This window comes from Mesorhizobium sp. WSM4847, assembly GCF_055811335.1.
In genome coordinates this window covers 216,893-234,309 of record NZ_JBVVPY010000003.1, presented here as the reverse complement: position 1 = coordinate 234,309, position 17,417 = coordinate 216,893, and the positions used below count along the sequence as shown (strand labels likewise).

At 64.3% G+C, this 17,417-nt stretch carries 17 protein-coding genes; 1 reads left to right on the top strand and 16 read right to left on the bottom strand.

From position 1 onward, the window contains the following. Window position 1: 1 nt before the first annotated feature. The 16 genes from AC0L28_RS05680 to AC0L28_RS05605 all read right to left on the bottom strand — a co-directional run bounded on the left by AC0L28_RS05680 (window position 2) and on the right by AC0L28_RS05605 (window position 15,010). Window positions 2-1,615, bottom strand: a complete 1,614-nt coding sequence (locus tag AC0L28_RS05680; protein ID WP_473476113.1) for a GMC family oxidoreductase — start codon at window positions 1,613-1,615, stop codon at window positions 2-4. Further along, on the bottom strand, window positions 1,612-2,160 hold the full coding sequence (locus tag AC0L28_RS05675) for a sugar dehydrogenase complex small subunit (protein WP_128181332.1): 549 nt from the start codon (window positions 2,158-2,160) through the stop codon (window positions 1,612-1,614). Before AC0L28_RS05675 ends, AC0L28_RS05680 begins: the two co-directional genes overlap by 4 nt. Window positions 2,161-2,482: 322 nt before the next feature. Then, the gene (gene ampH, locus AC0L28_RS05670) at window positions 2,483-3,613 is read right to left on the bottom strand and encodes a D-alanyl-D-alanine-carboxypeptidase/endopeptidase AmpH (RefSeq protein ID WP_287302763.1); all 1,131 of its coding nucleotides are present in this window, start codon (window positions 3,611-3,613) and stop codon (window positions 2,483-2,485) included. Between the two features lie 487 nt (window positions 3,614-4,100). Beyond that, window positions 4,101-5,600, bottom strand: a complete 1,500-nt coding sequence (locus AC0L28_RS05665) for a helicase HerA domain-containing protein (protein WP_473476111.1) — start codon at window positions 5,598-5,600, stop codon at window positions 4,101-4,103. 105 nt (window positions 5,601-5,705) lie between these two features. Beyond that, a complete protein-coding gene (gene arsK / locus AC0L28_RS05660; protein WP_473476109.1) occupies window positions 5,706-6,938 on the bottom strand; it encodes an arsenite efflux MFS transporter ArsK in 1,233 nt (410 codons plus the stop codon). After that, the gene (locus tag AC0L28_RS05655) at window positions 6,935-8,359 is read right to left on the bottom strand and encodes an NAD(P)-binding domain-containing protein (RefSeq protein ID WP_473476107.1); all 1,425 of its coding nucleotides are present in this window, start codon (window positions 8,357-8,359) and stop codon (window positions 6,935-6,937) included. Before AC0L28_RS05655 ends, arsK begins: the two co-directional genes overlap by 4 nt. A 51-nt stretch (window positions 8,360-8,410) precedes the next feature. Beyond that, complete coding sequence (locus AC0L28_RS05650; protein ID WP_091592333.1) at window positions 8,411-8,731, bottom strand: ArsR/SmtB family transcription factor; 321 nt, start codon at window positions 8,729-8,731, stop codon at window positions 8,411-8,413. Window positions 8,732-8,808: 77 nt separating this feature from the next. Next, complete coding sequence (gene arsH / locus AC0L28_RS05645; RefSeq protein ID WP_473476277.1) at window positions 8,809-9,525, bottom strand: arsenical resistance protein ArsH; 717 nt, start codon at window positions 9,523-9,525, stop codon at window positions 8,809-8,811. Between the two features lie 4 nt (window positions 9,526-9,529). Next, the gene (gene arsC / locus AC0L28_RS05640) at window positions 9,530-9,952 is read right to left on the bottom strand and encodes an arsenate reductase (glutaredoxin) (RefSeq protein ID WP_473476104.1); all 423 of its coding nucleotides are present in this window, start codon (window positions 9,950-9,952) and stop codon (window positions 9,530-9,532) included. Then, window positions 9,949-10,638, bottom strand: coding sequence for an aquaporin (locus tag AC0L28_RS05635; protein ID WP_473476101.1), 690 nt, complete (start codon window positions 10,636-10,638; stop codon window positions 9,949-9,951). Before AC0L28_RS05635 ends, arsC begins: the two co-directional genes overlap by 4 nt. A gap of 4 nt (window positions 10,639-10,642) precedes the next feature. Further along, window positions 10,643-11,149 (bottom strand): arsenate reductase ArsC, encoded by a 507-nt coding sequence (locus AC0L28_RS05630; protein WP_473476099.1) that lies wholly within the window; start codon window positions 11,147-11,149, stop codon window positions 10,643-10,645. A gap of 16 nt (window positions 11,150-11,165) precedes the next feature. Beyond that, a complete protein-coding gene (locus AC0L28_RS05625; protein WP_473476096.1) occupies window positions 11,166-11,495 on the bottom strand; it encodes an ArsR/SmtB family transcription factor in 330 nt (109 codons plus the stop codon). 278 nt (window positions 11,496-11,773) lie between these two features. Continuing rightward, window positions 11,774-12,757 (bottom strand): TonB family protein, encoded by a 984-nt coding sequence (locus AC0L28_RS05620; protein ID WP_473476094.1) that lies wholly within the window; start codon window positions 12,755-12,757, stop codon window positions 11,774-11,776. Continuing rightward, on the bottom strand, window positions 12,757-13,215 hold the full coding sequence (gene exbD / locus AC0L28_RS05615) for a TonB system transport protein ExbD (protein WP_023800509.1): 459 nt from the start codon (window positions 13,213-13,215) through the stop codon (window positions 12,757-12,759). Before exbD ends, AC0L28_RS05620 begins: the two co-directional genes overlap by 1 nt. A gap of 15 nt (window positions 13,216-13,230) precedes the next feature. Next, window positions 13,231-14,190 (bottom strand): tonB-system energizer ExbB, encoded by a 960-nt coding sequence (exbB, locus tag AC0L28_RS05610; protein WP_473476090.1) that lies wholly within the window; start codon window positions 14,188-14,190, stop codon window positions 13,231-13,233. 28 nt (window positions 14,191-14,218) lie between these two features. Beyond that, entirely contained in the window at window positions 14,219-15,010 is a 792-nt protein-coding gene (locus tag AC0L28_RS05605; RefSeq protein ID WP_128173647.1) for an ATP-binding cassette domain-containing protein, read from the bottom strand. A 229-nt stretch (window positions 15,011-15,239) separates the two neighbouring features. On the opposite strand from AC0L28_RS05605, the gene AC0L28_RS05600 reads away from it, so the two are divergent. Then, window positions 15,240-17,414 carry a TonB-dependent siderophore receptor gene (locus AC0L28_RS05600; protein ID WP_473476088.1) on the top strand — a complete coding sequence of 725 codons (2,175 nt, stop codon included), beginning with the start codon at window positions 15,240-15,242 and terminating at the stop codon, window positions 17,412-17,414. Window positions 17,415-17,417 lie beyond the last annotated feature (3 nt).

Sequence of the window (17,417 nt, the reverse complement as noted above, 5' to 3'; positions counted from 1 at the left end):
TTTACGCCTTCAGCAGGGAGATGAGATGCGCGCCGAGGCGCGCACTGAGCGCCGCAATGGTGAGCGTGGGCGCATTCGCCGTGATGGACGCGAAGACGGACGAGCCGACGATGTAGAGGTTTGGATGGTCGTGGCTCTTCAGGTCCCTGTCGACGACCGAGGTGAGCGGGTCATCTCCCATGCGTGTCGTGCCGCCCATGATCGCGCTGTCGGCGATCGGGCCGAGCTGCTTGATCTGCGTGGCGCCGAGTGCAGCCATGAGCTTGTTCTGCACATCGCGCGCGACCGCCAGCCCGCGCGCCGTGTAGTCGTCAGACTTGAAGGCGATGTTCGGCCGCGGAATGCCGATCCCGTCCATCTGATCGCTCAGTGTCACGCGATTGTCCGGATTGGGAAGCATTTCGGCAGAGCTGCCAATGATCAGCTCCCGCGCGACGTGCGAACGGACTGCCGCCTTCAGCGCATCGCCGCGCAGGCCCTGTTTGATGAAGGTCGTCGCAGCCTGGAACGGACCGACCGCCCGCGCCCAGCCCTCATTGGAAGGCGAGATGCCGATGGCCGCACGCTTGTTGCGGAAATCGCCGTCCCGAAGCTCGGCAATGCCACCGGTCGAGACCGGTCCGCGATAGGTGAACACGGGATCCCTGGTCAGTCCCTGAATGCCGACATCGATCTGCGACAGCAGATTGCGGCCGACCTGGTCGGAACTGTTCGCCGCGCCCGTCGGCGCATTGTCTCCCGTCGAAAGCAGTAGCAGCTTTGGCGTTTCAATGGTATGCGCCGCGATGACCACAATTTTTCCGGTCGCGCTGCCCTCGCTGCGATCCGGGCGACGGTAACGCACTTCGGCAATGCGTTTGTCCGGACCGACGACTAGCTCGTGCACCACGGCCTGCGGCTCGACATGCGCGCTGGCGCGCTCCGCGATGGCGAGATGATGCGTCGCGTCGTACTTCGCCTGGATGGGGCAGATCGGCACGCAGCTCGCATTGCCGCAGCATTGCGGGCGGCCATCCCGCCACACCGAATTGCGCGCCTGTGGAAATGGCAACACCGAGTAGCCGAGCGCCTTGGCAGCGATGCCGACCTGCTTGTCGGCATAGGTCATGGGGATCGGTGGCATCGGAAACGACTTTGAGCGCGGCGCGCCGAAATCGGCGGTGTCGTCGCCTGCGACGCCGATCTCTTCCTCGGCGGCCTGATACCACGGCTCCATGTCGCCATAGGCGATAGGCCAATCGACGCCGACGCCGAACTTCGAGTGCATCTTGAAATCGTTTGGCCGGAACCGCGCGGCGAGCCCGCCCCAGTGCCACGTGGTGCCGCCGACGATCCTCGCCTGCTGTCCCCTAAAGGTGTCCGGCCCAGCCTCGACATAGTAGGCGGAGAAGTCGGATTCTTCCGGCTGCGGCGCATAGGGCTGGTCGGGGTAGGGCGAGTTCTGGCCCTTCGCGGACGAGTACTGGAATCGTGTCACAGCGGTGCCGCGATCGACGCGCGGTCCCGCCTCGAGGAACAGCACGCTGAAGCCTGCTTTCGCGATAGCCGCGCCGGCAAGCGCCGCGGCTACGCCTGAACCGACAAACACGACATCGGCGGACGCCGGCGCGGTCATTCGGAAAACCGTCCGGGCGGCGGTGCGTTCGCCCACGCGCCAAAATTCGTGTCGCATCGCGTCGGCGGCTTGGTGTAACCGCAGGCATGCCAGACGAACGCATCGAGATAGGTAAGGACGCGTTCTTCCGAGCCGTGCATGATGCTACCCGTATACCAGGCTTGGATGAGCGATTCCGACAGCGGTTTCAGCCCCGCCGACACAATCGCGCTGTCCCATTCTGTCTCGGGCTGTTCCGTCACGATCGCATGCAGTTTTCCGAGATCGGCCGCGTCAGCAGAGAATGCCTGCAGGAACAATTCCGACAGCGTGGCGTCGCTCGGCGACATGCCCGTCAGTATGCCTGTCAATTCGCGAAACGCGCCGGGGTCGATCGCGCTGCTCAAGGCGACCTGACTACGGGCCGCGGCGGGCAATCCGAAGAATGCGGCGAGCGTCGAGACGGCAATGAGAAGCTCGCGTCGCCGCACTGTTGCCGGCGCAGAATGATGCGGCGCCGGCTCACCTACCTGCTTAGGCAGACGCGCATCGTCACTGCCAGCCATCGGTATCCTCAAGGCGAGCCTCTGCTGAAACAACGAGGCCGCACGCTTATCTGAAGCTACGGCTCAATCTGAGTTTGGTCAATCGACCCTTTCAAGCTCAGAACAGTCGAACCAGAGAGCTCCACATTTGAGATAAAAAGCGCCGCTTGGGCCTGACCTGCACGCGGCGACCTATCCATGCGGTGGTCGTCCTCAGGAGGGGATAGCCAAGCCGTCGGCCGGAAATAGCCGATGTCGAGCTTGCCTTGCCACCAAACATGCCGTCCGTCAGGCCCCTCCACAGCATTAATCATCGCGCACGTTCCCCCGATCAGCGCGGAAATCAGCGTGGAGCGATCTCTGCGACGAGATCGTTCGTCGTCTTGACCCCAGCCATGAAGCCGGCGGCATTGAACTCGTTCATGACGAAGAAAGCGCCGACGCCGCGTGTCGGTGCAATCGCAACATAGAGAAACATCCCTTGCAGGCCGCCGCTCTTCTGGAGGATGAGCGGGCGATGCTCGGTGGGGAGCATGATGACCCATCCGAGACCCATGGCGTCCATCGGGCCGCCGTCATCCAGCCCCACCACCGACGCGAGCCCGTCCCGGTACAAAAAAGCCGCGTGGTTCACTAGGCGGAACTCGGCGTCGGCCGCGGAAGGCTTGTTGTCGACATGCCAGTTCATCCAGCGCAGCAGGTCGGCCGCGGTCGAGTACAATCCACCGGCGCACTCCATGGCTGTGCTTGTCGGCACGATGGGCATGGCGCTGCCGTCGAAGTTATGGCCCTGCATCAGGCGCGGCTCGTCCTCCGGTCTTGCGTTGAAAACCGTGTCTTTCATGCCGAGAGGATCGAGGACACGCTCCCGAAGGAGCTCGGCATAAGGCTTTCCAGAGACATTTGCGAGCGCCGCTCCAAGGAGGTCGTATCCGAAGTTCGAATAGAGAACGGCGGTGCCCGGCGCGAACAGCAGCGGATTGTCCTTGAGGGCGGCAATCTGCGCCTCTTTGGTGTTCGTAGAGAAGGGGTCGGAGGGGGGCGCCTCGGCCACTGGCACCTCCCGCGGAAGGCCGGAAGCTTGCGCGACGAGATCGATCAGGCGGAGGGCGCGGCCATCCTTCTCAGGGAGCGTGACGTCCCAGCCAAGGCGATCCTGCAGTCGGTCGGTGAGCTGTACCTTGCCGTCGATCGCCAGCGAGGAAAGCACACTGCCGCAGAACACCTTGCTCACGGATGCGATGCGGAACATTGTGTCGCCGTCGGGCACTTTTTCACTCCCGTCGGCAATCTTGCCGAAACCGGCCAAGGCCGTCTCGCCGTTGCGCACGGCGCCGAAGATCAGGCCAGGCACTTCGGTGGAGAGATACAGGATCGTACCGTTGAACTGCACCGCTTCCGTCAGCAGCTTGTCCTCGGCATGTCCATAAGAGGGAAGGGTGACGGCTGCGATTGCCGTCAAAGCGATGGCCATAAGTCGGCGCGATTGAGACAAACGCATTGCCGAAATCCTTTGATGAAGCTGCAGAATAAAATCTTCGGAAAAAGGGCCGCCGCGTAGTATCTTACCATCTCTCCAGAAGCAGGAGATGTCAACAGAATGAACCGAAGGGGGTAATCGGCGGCGGTAGCGTAGTTTCGGCGGCTATTTGCGCTACAGTCCTGCCGTATTTCTTGTCCTTCGTCAGTTGATCGGGGCTGATCTCTTCATTAGCAAACCGACCCGCGGGTAATTTAGAAGATATGTGAAGCGCCGTCGGCAGGAGGGAGTGCTGTAGCGTCGAACAACTTACAATAGGCGGATCTGCGTCGCGCCAATCGTCGTCGTATAATGAAGACCGGGCAGAAGAGCTGTGGCGGGCCAAGGCCCTATCTGCGCAAAAAGACTCGCCGCTGTACCTGCCGCTTGGCCATACATCGCCTTGATGCGTGGCATCTCCCTTGCGCGCTCGGCCGCCGCCTCACACAGCCAAACGCCCCTGCTCCACCTCCGCAGCACCGGGATCGCCCGGCGCCGTCGCCCAGGCCAATTCGACGAGCGTCACGACCCGCCGGCCGAGACCGTCGAGCTGGCAGACGATCAGCCCCTGCTCTTCGATATAGGTCAGCAGGCGCCGGGCGCGGCGCAGCGAGTGCGAGCCGTAGGCGCGGGCGATCGCCGCGTCGCTCGGGCAGGGCCAGCCCTCCTTCGCCGCGCGGGCGATCATCATGAACACGCCCTGCATATCCTCGGGCAGCAGCGAGGCGCGCGCCGAGACGTCTTGCCAGGCGTCATCCCCTGCCATGTCGGAGCCAAGGCCGGCGCGGGCGCGCGTCAGCATGCGGCGAAAGGCGGGCAGGTCCGGCACCACCGAGGCGAGGCCTTCTATCCGGCAGCGGACCACGAACTCCTGATAAAGCACGCCGATGACCCGGAAGCCCGCGTCGGGCTGCGCCAGAACGGCGTGCAGGACACGGTCGACGCGCTCACGCCGCTCCGCCAGATCCTCGGCGCTGATCGGCGGCTCCGACGGTTCGGGGCGGATTTCCAGCGCCGCCGACTTCGCCGCCATCAGCTGATCGAGAAGGTCCGGCGACGACCGGCGCTGCGGCCGGACAGTTTCCGGCGGCGGTGCTGCCAGGATGATGGCGCGGGCGTCCTCCAATGCCGCTTCCGGCAGCGGCATCAGCCGCGGGGTGCCGTTGCGCGGACTTGTATCGGTCGGGCCGATGCGCAAGCCGAGCGGACGGCGCGACAGCGCCGGGCCGAGCGCCATGAACTGGCCGCGCTCCAGGTCGCGAAAAGCCTCCGCCTGTCGCCGCTCCATGCCCAAAAGGTCGGCGGCGCGCGCCATGTCGATGTCGAGAAAGGTCCGCCCCATGAGGAAATTGGAAGCCTCGGCGGCGACGTTCTTGGCGAGCTTGGCCAGCCGCTGGGTTGCGATGATACCGGCAAGCCCGCGTTTGCGGCCACGGCACATCAAATTGGTCATAGCGCCGAGCGAGAGTTTGCGCGCCTCGTCGGAAACCTCGCCGGCCACTGCCGGCGCGAACAGCTGCGCCTCGTCCACCACCACCAGCATCGGATACCAGTGGTCGCGGGCGACCTCGAAAAGCCCGCCGAGGAAGGCGGCGGCGCGCCGCATCTGGTTCTCAGCGTCGAGCCCCTCGAGATTGAGAACCGTCGAGACGCGGTGGATGCGAGCCCGCTCGCCGGCGCTCTGCAGGCCGCGCTCGGTATGCTCCTCGGCGTCGATCACCAAATGGCCGAAACGGTCGCCCAGCGAGACGAAGTCGCCTTCGGGGTCGATGATGGTCTGCTGCACCCAGGGCGCACTCTGCTCCAGCAGCCGGCGCAGCAGATGGGATTTGCCGGAGCCCGAATTGCCCTGCACCAGCAGGCGCGTCGCCAGCAGCTCCTCAAGATCCAGTGCCGCCGGAGCGCCTGCGGTCGTATGGCCCATCTCGATCGCAACGGTCATGTCTCGACTCTCCTTGAGGAGAGGGCTTATCAACCGCATCACAGCCCGTCGAGCGCCGATGGCCGGCGGCTCGGTGTTGCGCACAGCTCGACGCGGCGCGCGGCGTCAGTTCGTTGACGTAAGCATCACAGGCGCGAGGGGCTGCCGTCTGATCAGGATGATGGCGAAAAAAGCCAGTATGCCGAGCATGCCTGCTGCAGCGGTGAACCAGAGCGATGGCTGGACGCCCAAGCCTGCCATCGCCATGGCAAGGGCAAATGGCGCAAGGGCTGAAGAGAACTGACGCGCGGCCGTCACCCAGCCGAGCCGGGCGCCGTAGCGCTCCCGTCCGAACAGTTCCAGCGGCAGCGTGCCGCCGACGATGCTGGCGAGGCCCGAGCCCAATCCAAACAGGATGACGAAGGCGATGGCGCCGGCCACCGACGGTGTCGTCGCCAGCAGGACGACAAGGCCGAGCGGCAACGATGTCGCGCCGATCACCGCGAGCCAGGTCTGCGCAAGCCGGCCGCCGAACAGCATGTTGATCAGCCGGCTTGCCACCTGGGACGGGCCGAAAAGCGTGGTGACGACAAGCCCGGCGGAGCCAAGCCCGAGCGCCGCCGTCAGCGGCACCATGTGAACGAGGATCGACGACAGCACGAAACCCTCGATCGCGAAGCCGCCAAGCATGAGCAGAAACACTCTGCTGCGGTCGCGCGCGGTGAAGGCAACCGGTCCGCCCGCCGGGCCGGCGGCAGCAGGTGTCGCCGAAGCGTTTTTGTCCGCCCGACGAGACAGCCGCGCCAGCCAGGCATGGATGGGCAGGCAGATGGCGACATTGATGAACGCAAAGGCCAGATAGACCTCGCGCCAGCTCAGGTATTCGTGCAGTGCTGCCGTCAGCGGCCAGAACAGGGTGGAGGCGAAGCCGGCGATCAGCGTCAGATGGGTGATCCTGCGCTGCGCCCTGGCGCCGCCGATCTGGACGATCGCGACGAAAGCGGCGCTGTAGAGCACGAAGGCAGACGCCAGTTCCATCGCCATCAAGGCCAGCACGAAGCTCACCCGGCCGGGTGCAACCGCGCAAGCCACAAGCGCTGCTGCGGCAGCAAGCGAGCCAAAGGTCATCACGCGGCCGGCGCCGAAACGATCGGCCCAGCGCCCCGCTGTCGGCGCAAACAGTCCACCCACCAGCAGCGACGCCGACAAGGCGCCGAAAACCCATTGTTCTGGCCAGGCGAGCTCACGCGCGATCGACGGTACCAGGATGCTAAAACTGTAATAGAGCGTACCGTAGCCGATGATCTGCGTCAGCCCCAACGCCCAGAGCGCGGCAGCCGGGATTTTCCGGTCGCTCATTGAGCGGCGATCTCGAGATCGTCGCTGCGCACTGCTTGCGTGCTGCCGCAGCCGCAGCCCGACTTGCCGCTCGCCTTTGCCTTGGCATCGTCGGCACAGCAGGCGTCGACAGCTGCCGGCGCTGGTCCGCCACAGCAACCCTGGGACGACGAGCCTGAAAGTGACACCGGCACCGTGCAGACGCCGGTTTTGGGCAACACCAGCTGCACGGCATCGGCGGCAGCCATGTCGCCGGCGAGCGCCGCGGCGACCGAGCGGACCTGCTCGTAGCCGGTCAGCAGCAGGAATGTCGGCGCCCGGCCGTAGCTTTTGACCCCGACCGTGTAGAAATCGGGCTCGGGGTGGCTGAGCTCGCGATGACCATGCGGCGGGACATCGCCGCATGAGTGCTCGTTGGGATCGATGAGCGGTCCGAGCGCCTTGACGCCTTCGAGCCACGGATCGAGGTCCAGCCGGAGCTCCCGGGTCAAGGCGAGATCGGGCCGCTGCCCCGTCGCGGCGATGATCCGGTCGACGGGTCCGAGCGTGCGCAACCCATCCTTTGTCCGGCCTTCGACAGCGAGGCGGCCGTCGACCTCACGGATTGCAACAATGGCAAAGCCGGTCACCAGCCGCACGCGGCCGCTCTCAGCGAGTTGTCGTACATCGGAGCCAAGCTCGCCCCGCGCCGGCAGGGCGTCGGCATCGCCGCCGCCGTAGATGCGGACAAGGTCGGTGCTGCGCGTCACCCATAGTGCCGAAGTGCCCGGTTCGGTTTGCGCAAGCTCCGCCAATTCCAGCAAGGCATTGGCAGCGGAATGGCCGGCGCCGACCACCAATGTCGTGCGACCTGCATAGAAATGACGGTCGCGGCCGAGAACATTTGGGATGCCGTAGGCGAAGCGGTCGCCAAATTCCCTCTCGCCTTCGGCCGGCAAGCCGCCGGCGCCAAGAGGGTTCGGCGTCTGCCAGGTGCCGGACGCATCGATGACGGCACGCGCGCTGTCCCGGCGCGTGCCGTTCGCCGTTTCGACCAGCAGCATGAACGGCCGCGTCTCCCGCGACTTGCTCAGAACCTTGTCGGCTCCCCAGCGGGAAATGGCGACAACGCGGGCACTGGTCTCGATCGACGGCGCCAGTTCGGCAAGCTTTGCCAGCGGCGCGAGGTACTGGTCGACAATTTCATTGGCGGTGGGGAACGCCTCCGGCTCCGGCATTTGCCAGCCGTGGCTCTCGAGAAGTTTTCGGGCGACCGCATCGACACAATAGCGCCATGGCGTGAAAACCCGGACATGACCCCAATCCCGAAGGTTCGAGCCGACAGAAGAACCAGCCTCGTAAACCCTGACCGGAAGGCCACGGCTGACCAGTTGGGCGGCCGCCGCCAGGCCAACAGGTCCGCCGCCGATGATAGCGATCGGGAGATCGTTTTCAGAAACCATGACACCCCTTCTATGTTTCTAGGATTATAGAAATACCAGTCAAAAAAAGAGTTATGCAGCCGCCTCCCCGACAGCCGGGCCGCATGCGGCATCGGCACAACATTCATCGGCAAGAAAGCCAAGGAGATCGTTCATCACAGGGTAATTGGCACGGCAAATCAGCGTCGTTGCCTGGCGTTCCTGGGTGACCAGGCCGGTCAGGATGAGCCGGTGCAGATGATGCGACAGCGTCGACGCAGCGATGCCGAGGCTTTCCTGCAGATAACCGACCGGTCTCCCGGTTTCGCCTGCCCGCACCAGCGTGCGATAAAGCTTCAGCCGCGTCGGATTGCCGAGCGCTTCGAGCTGTTTTGCTGCTTGTTCGAGTTTCATGAAAATAAGGTAGCGCTGAGACAACGCCGCGTCAATAACTATTTCGAAAATTATCGAATTAGCAACCACACCCGCTCTCAAATCGACCGCTGATTGACCCGCTCGGCAACCGCTTCGGCGCTTTCGACACGCTCTGAATAACGGTCCGTGAGATAGGCGGACCGATCACGCAAGAGCAGCGTGAACTTCATCAGCTCCTCCATCACGTCGACGATCCTGTTATAGTACGACGACGGCTTCATCCGGCCGGCCTCGTCGAACTCGTTGAAAGCCTTGGCTACCGACGACTGGTTGGGGATGGTGACCATTCGCATCCAGCGGCCGAGGATACGAAGCTGGTTGACGGCGTTGAAACTCTGCGAGCCGCCAGACACCTGCATCACCGCGAGCGTGCGGCCTTGCGTGGTCCTGACGCCGCCGGCCGAGAGCGGCAGCCAGTCGATCTGCGCCTTCATCACTCCCGTCATCGAGCCATGCCGCTCCGGCGAGCACCAGACCTGCGCTTCCGACCAGATCGACAGGTCTCGCAGCTCCTGGACTTTGGCGTGGTCGGCCGAGGTCGAATCCGGCAGCGGCAGGCCGGAAGGATTGTAGATGCGCACTTCGGCGCCGAGGCGGCGCAAAATGCGAGCGGCCTCCTCCGTCGCGAGCCGGGAGTAGGACCGCTCGCGCAGCGAGCCGTAGAGCATCAGCACGCGAGGTTTTTGGATCGACCGCGGCACGTCGAGCAGCGCCTGCAGGTCGATCGGCCGGAACAGGTCTTCGTCGACGTTCGGCAATGAGTCTTCAGGCAATTGGTCAGGCAACGCGCTTGCCCTGCGCGTCGATGACGATTTCGCCGTCTTCCTTGGTGAACGGCCCGATCTCAGGATTGGGCAGGATGTCGAGAACCGCTTCGGACGGCCGAGCAAGCATAGTGCCAAGGGGCGTCACCACGATCGGCCGGTTGATCAGGATCGGATGCGCCAGCATGAAATCGACGATCTCGTCGTCGGTCCATTTGGGGTCGCCGAGATTGAGCTCGGCGTACGGCGTGCCCTTCTCGCGCAGCAATTGGCGCGGCGTCATCCCCATCGCCTTGATCAGCTCGACCAGCCGCTCGCGCGACGGCGGGTTTTTCAGATATTCGATCACATCAGGCTCTTCGCCGGACTGCCGAATGATCGCCAACGTGTTGCGCGAGGTGCCGCAGTCGGGGTTGTGGTAGATGGTGATGGTCATTTCGCGGCCCTCATCTGTCTGATTGGTTTGGGCTCAGCGAGCAGCCATCCTGCCAAGGCCATGGCAAGCAGCGCGCCCAGAAGTTCGGCAAGGATGAACCCCGGCAGGTCTATCGGCCGGATGCCCACGAATGTGTTGGAAACCGCCCGCGCGATGGCGACTGCCGGATTGGCAAACGAGGTCGAGGCCGTGAACCAATAGGCCGCGGTGATGTAGAGGCCGACCAGCCAGGGGATGGCATCCGAATGGAAGCGAAGGCCGGCCAGAATGGTGAAGACCAGGCCGAAGGCGGCCACCAACTCCGCAATCCATTGTCCGTTTCCGGTCCGCACGGTTTGCGAGATTTGTAGGATCGGCAGTTCGAACATGGCGTGCGCCAGCAGCGTTCCGGCGACGCCGCCGACAATCTGGGCGATCACATAGGTCAGGGCAGCGTTCGCTTCGATTTCCCGCCGCAGCGCAAAAACCAGCGTCACCGCCGGATTGAAATGCGCCCCGGAAATCGGTCCGAGTATGGTGATCAGCACCACCAAAATCGCTCCAGTCGGCAGCGTGTTGCCGAGCAAGGAGAGACCCACATCATCCGTCAGACGATCCGCCATGATGCCGGACCCGACGACCGTCGCAACGAGCATCGCAGTGCCGAGCGCTTCCGCGACGATGCGGCGGGACAGGTCGGCCGCCATTATGTCAGCCGGCCTTCGGCAGATCGCGGCCGATTTCATCGAGCCGTCTCTGCAGGGCGAGCTTGTCGATGGTGTTCATCGGCAGGCTGACGAAGATCGAGATCCGGTTGTTGAGCATGCGATAGGCTTCGGCAAAGGCCAGATGCTTTTCGGCATCGGTGCCGTCCACGACGGCCGGGTCGGGCACCCCCCAATGCGCGGTCATCGGCTGTCCCGGCCAGACCGGGCAGGCTTCATTGGCCGCGTTGTCGCACACCGTGAAAACGAAATTCATCTCCGGGGCGCCAGGAGCCGCGAATTCCTGCCAGTCTTTTGAGCGGGCGAAGGACGTGTCGTGGTTGAGGGTTTTCAACAGCTGGAGCGCGTAGGGATGGACCTCTCCCTTCGGCCGAGATCCGGCCGAATAGGCCCTGAACGTGCCGGCGCCGACACGGTTGAGGATCGCTTCGGCGAGGATCGACCGTGCCGAATTGCCGGTGCACAGGAAAAGCACGTTGTATGGGTCATTCATGGGGTGGTCCTCCCTTCTAGCAGCAAGTCACGGCCTGAATGACCGGCTGGCAGAGTTCCGGCGCGCCGTTGCAGCAATCCTCCATGAGATAGGCAAGCAGATCGCGAAAGCCGGTCATGTCGGCAACGTAGCGGATCGTCCGGCCGTCGCGCTCGGCGCGGACCAGGCCGGCATGGTCAAGGACCTTCAGATGCGCCGACATGGTGTTCTGCACCGCACCGAGGCGCGCGGCGATCTCGCCGGCTGGCACACCGTCTGCGCCCGCCCGCACCAGCAGGCGAAACACTTCGAGCCTGGTATCCTGGCCAAGCGCTGCCAATGCGAGAAGAGCGGTGTTCTTATCCATGTATCCTAAAATCCGGAATTATGGATGTATATGGCAGGTATGTGACAACCAGATGACGGAGGCAAGAGGCCGGCCACTTCTGAGCCGCTGCATTCTTCGGCTGATGTCACGGAATGGATCCCAGGGTCTGCGCCGCGTCGCTTCGCTCCTTGCTCCGCCCTGGGATGACGAAGTGGAGGATGATTCGGCTAATCCTAGAGGTTGGCGGTTTGCCACTGGACCGAATTGTCGACGTTCGCTGCCGGCCCAGACCTGTCAAAATCACTGTGCCGAGGAACTTAGTTGCGCAGGGCGAACGAGAATGGCGCGGTGCGGGTTATGCGGGAGCCGAGTTCCGGCGGCGGCTCGGGCACCGAGGCGCCCTGTAATGTGCTGAGCGCCGCCCTATCGAGGTCCGGATCGCCGGAGGAACGAGCCAGCCGGGCGGACAGGACCCGGCCGGATCCGTCGATCGTGAAGGTCACGCTCGGACTGCCTTCCGAGCGCCGGGCCTTCGCCGCCCTTGGATAGTTTGTGTGCCGTCTTATCCATGCACGCAGCCGCGAATTCCATCTGTCCGGACTCACGCCGGATCTCGCAGCCGTTGCCTTGGTCGATTTCGGGGCGGCCGCCCTGGCTGCGGATGTCGCAGCGACACTGGCCGTCGTCCGCGGCGGTGCGGCCTTTTCCTTTTTCGGACGCTTTTTGGCTTCTTTGACAGGCTTCTTCGCCTTGACCTCAGCCGGCTCCTTTACCTCAGTCTTTGCCTGTTTCTTTGGCTTGGCCTCGACGGGTTTGTCGACCGGTTTCGGCTGCGGCAGCGGAACGACCACTTCCGGCGTGACGGCTTCGGCAATTTCGGGCACGACCTCCTCGAGCGGCGGCTGGTCGACCCGTTCGGCCACTGTCGGCGGGGTCGGCTCGACCGTGTCGGCCGGAGCGGCCTCCGATGGCTCGGTGACCGGCTCGGCCTGCTCGACGGGCGGTTCGGGCGGAGGCTCCGTTACGGTTATCTCGGGCTGCTCGGCCGGGTCCGGCTGATCGGGCGCTATCTCATCCGATATCGGCGCCGGCTCGGCCGGCGTGAGCGCCATTGGCGACAGCTCGATCACCTGCGCCTGCGGCGGCCCGCCATCGGGCTCGGCCGGGCGCCAGCTCTGCATCGCATAGCCGACCGCGGCATGCGCCATCAGGACCAGCGCAGCCGCGCCCGCCCACCAGGCGATCTCGCGCGCGCCGAAACGCCTCTGATCGGCCATCGGCAGGGCGGCCGCCGGCGACATTATTGGCCGGTTCCGACTTGCGGCGCCGCGGCATCGCCGGGCGCGGTCTCGAGGCCAACCAGCGCGATCTTCAGATAGCCGGCGCCGCGCAAAAGGTTCATCACCTCCATCAGCTCGCCGTAGCCGACCGCCTTGTCGGCGCGCAGGAAGATGCGCGTCTGCCTGTCGCCTTTTGTCCTGCCGACCAGCGCGGCGGCGAAGGCTGCGCGCGGCACGCTGTCGTTGCCGATCGCCAGGCTGAGATCGTTCTTCAGCGTCAGGAACAGCGGCGTCTCCGGTCGAGGCGCAGGCGTTGCGGTCGAGCCCGGCAGGTCGACATTGACATCCACGGTCGCCAGCGGCGCCGCGACCATAAAGATGATCAGCAGAACCAGGATCACGTCGATGAACGGCGTGACGTTGATCTCGTGATTTTCCTCGAGATCGCCGTCAATGTTCTCTCGAATTCTAGCCGCCATGGCGTCGCTCCGTGTTCATTCCGCGGCCATCTGCTTTGCCGGCGCGACCGTGCGGAAATCCAGATCCCGGCTGACCAGCCGCTCGACCCCTGCCGACGCATCGGCAAGGATCTGCCTGTAGCCGGCTATCGATCGCGCGAAGACGTTGTAGATGACCACCGCCGGGATCGCCGCGACAAGGCCCATCGCCGTGGCCAGCAAGGCTTCCGCAATGCCCGGGGCAACCACGGCGAGGTTGGTGGTCTGCGCCTGCGAGATGCCGATGAAGGCGTTCATGATGCCCCAGACGGTGCCGAACAGGCCGACGAAGGGCGCGGTCGAGCCGATTGTCGCCAGCACGCCGGTGCCGCGCGACATGCGCCGCGCCGCCGCCGCCTCGATGCGCGACATGCGCGAGGTGACCCGTTCCTTCAGCCCGTCGCCGGACACATGGTCGAGCGAGCCGGCCGAAAGCGCGGTCTCTTCCTCGGCTGCCCGCACCAGCAGGGCGCCAGGACCGTTATTATGGCCAAGCGCGCGCCCGGCCTGGTTCAACGTCGCGGCATTGCCGATCGCTTGTGCCGCGCGGCGGGCGCGCAGCTTGCCGCCAAGGATCTCCAGCGATTTGGCCAGCCATATCGTCCAGGTGACGAAGGACGCAAAAGCCAACCCGATCATCACCGCTTTCACGACGATGTCGGCCGCCATGAACATGCCCCATGGCGACAGGTCACGCGGCAGGGTCAGGGACGTTGCCGTCGAAGGGCCAGTTTCGGTAGGCGTTGTCTCGATAGGTGTTGTCACGCCGGGCTGCGTCGCCGGTGGCGCGGCGGCGTCTGGCGCAGCCTGCCCAGGCACTGGAGCCGGCGCCTCGATCGCCGGGGCCGCGCCCGGTTGCTCCTGGGCGGCTGCCTCCGGGTGCTCCTGGGCGGCTGCGCCGCCGGCCGACAGGATGGCGGATGCGAGCAACGCCGCGAACAAACCATGTCTGGACAAGGGCTTCTTCCTTATTCTCACGGTGGCCTCATTGCACATAGCCGATGGGCTGGCCGGTGACGGGGTGCGCAAACACGCCCATCTCGACACCGAAAATTCCTTTGAGCACGTCGCCCTGCATGATCTGGTCCGGCGTGCCGCGCGTCAGCAGCCTGCCGTCCTTCAGCGCGATCAATTCGTCGCAGTAGCGCGCCGCCATGTTGGGATCGTGCAGCACGACGACGACGCACAGGTCGCGCTTGCGGCTGAGGTCCCTGACCAGCCCCAGCACCTCGACCTGATGGGCGATGTCGAGCGCCGAGATCGGCTCGTCGAGCAGCATGACGCCGGCATTCTGCGCCACCAGCATGGCCAGCCATGCGCGCTGGCGCTCGCCGCCGGATAATTCGTCGACCAGCCGGTCGGTGAAGTCAGCCATATCGGTCAGGACAAGCGCCTCCTCGACATGGCGCCTGTCCTCATGCCCGAAACGACCGAGCGCGCCATGCCAGGGATAGCGGCCGAGCGTCGCCAGTTCGCGCACCGTCAGGCCGGTCGCCGCCGGCGTCGTCTGCGGCAGATAGGCGAGCGCGCGCGCCAGTTCGCGCGCGCCCCACTGCACCAGCGGCCGCTGCGCGAAGGTTATGCCGCCCGAGCTTGCCGGCTGCTGGCGCGCCAGGAGCTTGATCAGCGTCGACTTGCCCGAGCCGTTGTGCCCGATCAGCCCATAGACGCGCGAGCGTTGCAACTCGAGTGTAACCGGACCGAGCAGCGTCCGCTCGCCGACGGCGAACCGCACCGCTTCGACATGGAAGGCAGTCTGGGCATGAATTCCTGCCACGGTCTCGGCCTCACTCCAGCTTTCCGCGCATTTCGAAATCCGGTTTTCGGCAATCCGGTTTGCGGGCGCCGATGTCCGGTTGACTATGAAACATGAGTTTACTAGTCAACAATGAAGATGACTTTTGAGTCAACAAAATGTCGTGACGCGCCGGATTTGCGTCGAAACACGAAATGTGGAGCGCGCCGAGATGGTCGTTGGTTCAGGTCGCGGAAGAACTCAAAGCGAAGTGACTGCGCGCCGAAACCTGCTGGTCGCGGCGATGTCGCTGCCGGTGCTGCTTGGCGGCGGTCACGCCGTCGCGCAGGAGGCGACCACCACTCTCGACCCGATCAATATTCAGGAACGCGTCGAAAGCGCCTTTGGGACGGTCGACGGCTATGTCGCCACCCAGGGCTCCACCGCTACCAAGACCGAAACACCGCTGATCGAGACGCCGCAGTCGATATCGGTCATCACCAAAGACCAGATGGAAGCGCAGGCGGTGGACAGCCTGAACAGCGCGCTGCGGTATACGCCAGGCGCAACCGGCAATCTCTACGGCACCGACAATCGTGGCCACGGCTTGCAGATACGCGGCATTTCGAACTCCAGCGGCGTCTTCTACAAGGACGGGCTGCAGCTCAAGGAAAGCAATTTCACGCTGTTCACGGCGCTCGATTCCTACGGTGCCGAACGCTACGAAATCCTGCGCGGGCCGGCATCGGTTCTTTACGGCCAGGCAAGTCCTGGCGGCATCATCAACTATGTCAGCAAGCGTCCGACCGAGGAGAACCTCCGCGAGGTTGAGCTCGGCGCCGGAAGCTTCGACCGCTATGAAGGAAAGTTCGACTTCAGCGGGGCTGTCAACGCCGACAAGTCGCTGCTGTTCCGCCTCACCGGCGCCGCCCACACCGGCGATACGCAGACAGACTTCGTCGAGGACGACCGCATCTTCATCGCGCCGGCGCTGACCTGGCAGCCCGATGCCGATACCAGCCTGACCATCCTCGCCAACTATCAGCGCGACCGGTCCGGCTGGGCGATGCAGTATCTGCCGGCATACGGCACGATCAGGCCGGGCAGGGACGGAAAATACCTGCCGAACAGCATGTTCGTCGGCGAACCGGGCTTCGACACCTACGACAACGACCAGGCGTCGATCGGTTACGAGTTGGATCACCGCCTCAACGAGACGTGGCAGGTTCGCCAGCATGCCCGCTACGTCTATCTGAAGCACTATGAGGAAGGCGTCTTCGGCGGCGGGCTTCTGAATGATGAGGGCGACTATTCCCGCTATGCCGATGCCGGCGGCAGCAGGCTCAGCGGCGTGACCATCGACAACCAGGCGCAGGCCGATTTCGACACCGGGCCGCTCGCCCACACGCTGCTTCTCGGCCTCGACTACAAGCGCTACACCTACCGCGACTATGCCGCCAGCAACGATATGACCGACGATGAATTCAACATATTCGACCCGGCCTATGGCTACCCGGTCGGCGAAATGACACCCTATACCGACACCGACACCACCCAATCGCAGGTCGGCCTCTACGCACAGGACCAGATCAAGCTGGGCAACTGGCGGCTGACGCTGGGCGGCCGCCAGGACTGGGCCGACGCGAAAGTCCACGACAATCTGGCCGGCGCTTTCGGTCCGCGCCAGAAGGACGACGCCTTCACCAGCCGCGCCGGTCTGCTTTATCTCGCCGACAACGGCCTTGCCCCTTATGTCAGCTATTCCGAATCGTTCCAGCCGGTGTCCGGCCCCGACAGCAACGGCAATCCGCTCGTGCCCGAAACCGGCAAGCAGTACGAGGTCGGGCTGAAATACCAGCCGGTCGGCTGGAACGCTTTCGTCACCATTTCGGCGTTCGACCTGGCCCGGCAGAATGTCGTGCGCTATGGCGGTGTTGGCGCGCCCAACGATATCTTCCAGACCGGCGAGATCAGGTCGCGCGGCATCGAGCTGGAAGCTGTTGCGAGCCTCGATTCAGGCTTCGATTTCCGGGCGGCCTATACCTATCTCGACACCGAGATCACCAAGGCCACCTCGATCACCGTCGATGACGATAGTGGCGAGACAATCAGCGATGAGAGCAACACCCCATTCGGCGTGCCGGAGCATGCGGCCTCGCTGTGGGCGAATTACACCGTCGGCAGCGGCAAATTGGAAGGCTTCGGGCTCGGCGCCGGCATCCGCTATGTCGGCTCGACCTTCGGCGACGACGCCAACACTTTCAAAGTGCCGGCAGTCACGCTTGTCGATGCCGCACTCCACTACGAATGGAGGAACGCCGAGCTGAACCTCAATGTCAGCAATCTGTTCGACAAGCGCTATGTCGCCTCCTGCTACGCGGAAAGCTTCGGCTGCTTTTATGGCGAGGGTCGCCGGATCAACGGCTCGGTGAAGTACACATGGTGACCC

Bases quoted from the DNA above. Each gene is read 5' to 3' on its own strand.
- AC0L28_RS05680 (WP_473476113.1), bottom strand. From the start codon at position 1,615: ATGACCGCGCCGGCGTCCGCCGATGTCGTGTTTGTCGGTTCAGGCGTA.
- AC0L28_RS05675 (WP_128181332.1), bottom strand. From the start codon at position 2,160: ATGGCTGGCAGTGACGATGCGCGTCTGCCTAAGCAGGTAGGTGAGCCG.
- ampH (WP_287302763.1), bottom strand. From the start codon at position 3,613: ATGGCCATCGCTTTGACGGCAATCGCAGCCGTCACCCTTCCCTCTTAT.
- AC0L28_RS05665 (WP_473476111.1), bottom strand. From the start codon at position 5,600: ATGACCGTTGCGATCGAGATGGGCCATACGACCGCAGGCGCTCCGGCG.
- arsK (WP_473476109.1), bottom strand. From the start codon at position 6,938: ATGAGCGACCGGAAAATCCCGGCTGCCGCGCTCTGGGCGTTGGGGCTG.
- AC0L28_RS05655 (WP_473476107.1), bottom strand. From the start codon at position 8,359: ATGGTTTCTGAAAACGATCTCCCGATCGCTATCATCGGCGGCGGACCT.
- AC0L28_RS05650 (WP_091592333.1), bottom strand. From the start codon at position 8,731: ATGAAACTCGAACAAGCAGCAAAACAGCTCGAAGCGCTCGGCAATCCG.
- arsC (WP_473476104.1), bottom strand. From the start codon at position 9,952: ATGACCATCACCATCTACCACAACCCCGACTGCGGCACCTCGCGCAAC.
- AC0L28_RS05635 (WP_473476101.1), bottom strand. From the start codon at position 10,638: ATGGCGGCCGACCTGTCCCGCCGCATCGTCGCGGAAGCGCTCGGCACT.
- AC0L28_RS05630 (WP_473476099.1), bottom strand. From the start codon at position 11,149: ATGAATGACCCATACAACGTGCTTTTCCTGTGCACCGGCAATTCGGCA.
- AC0L28_RS05625 (WP_473476096.1), bottom strand. From the start codon at position 11,495: ATGGATAAGAACACCGCTCTTCTCGCATTGGCAGCGCTTGGCCAGGAT.
- AC0L28_RS05620 (WP_473476094.1), bottom strand. From the start codon at position 12,757: ATGTCGCCGGCGGCCGCCCTGCCGATGGCCGATCAGAGGCGTTTCGGC.
- exbD (WP_023800509.1), bottom strand. From the start codon at position 13,215: ATGGCGGCTAGAATTCGAGAGAACATTGACGGCGATCTCGAGGAAAAT.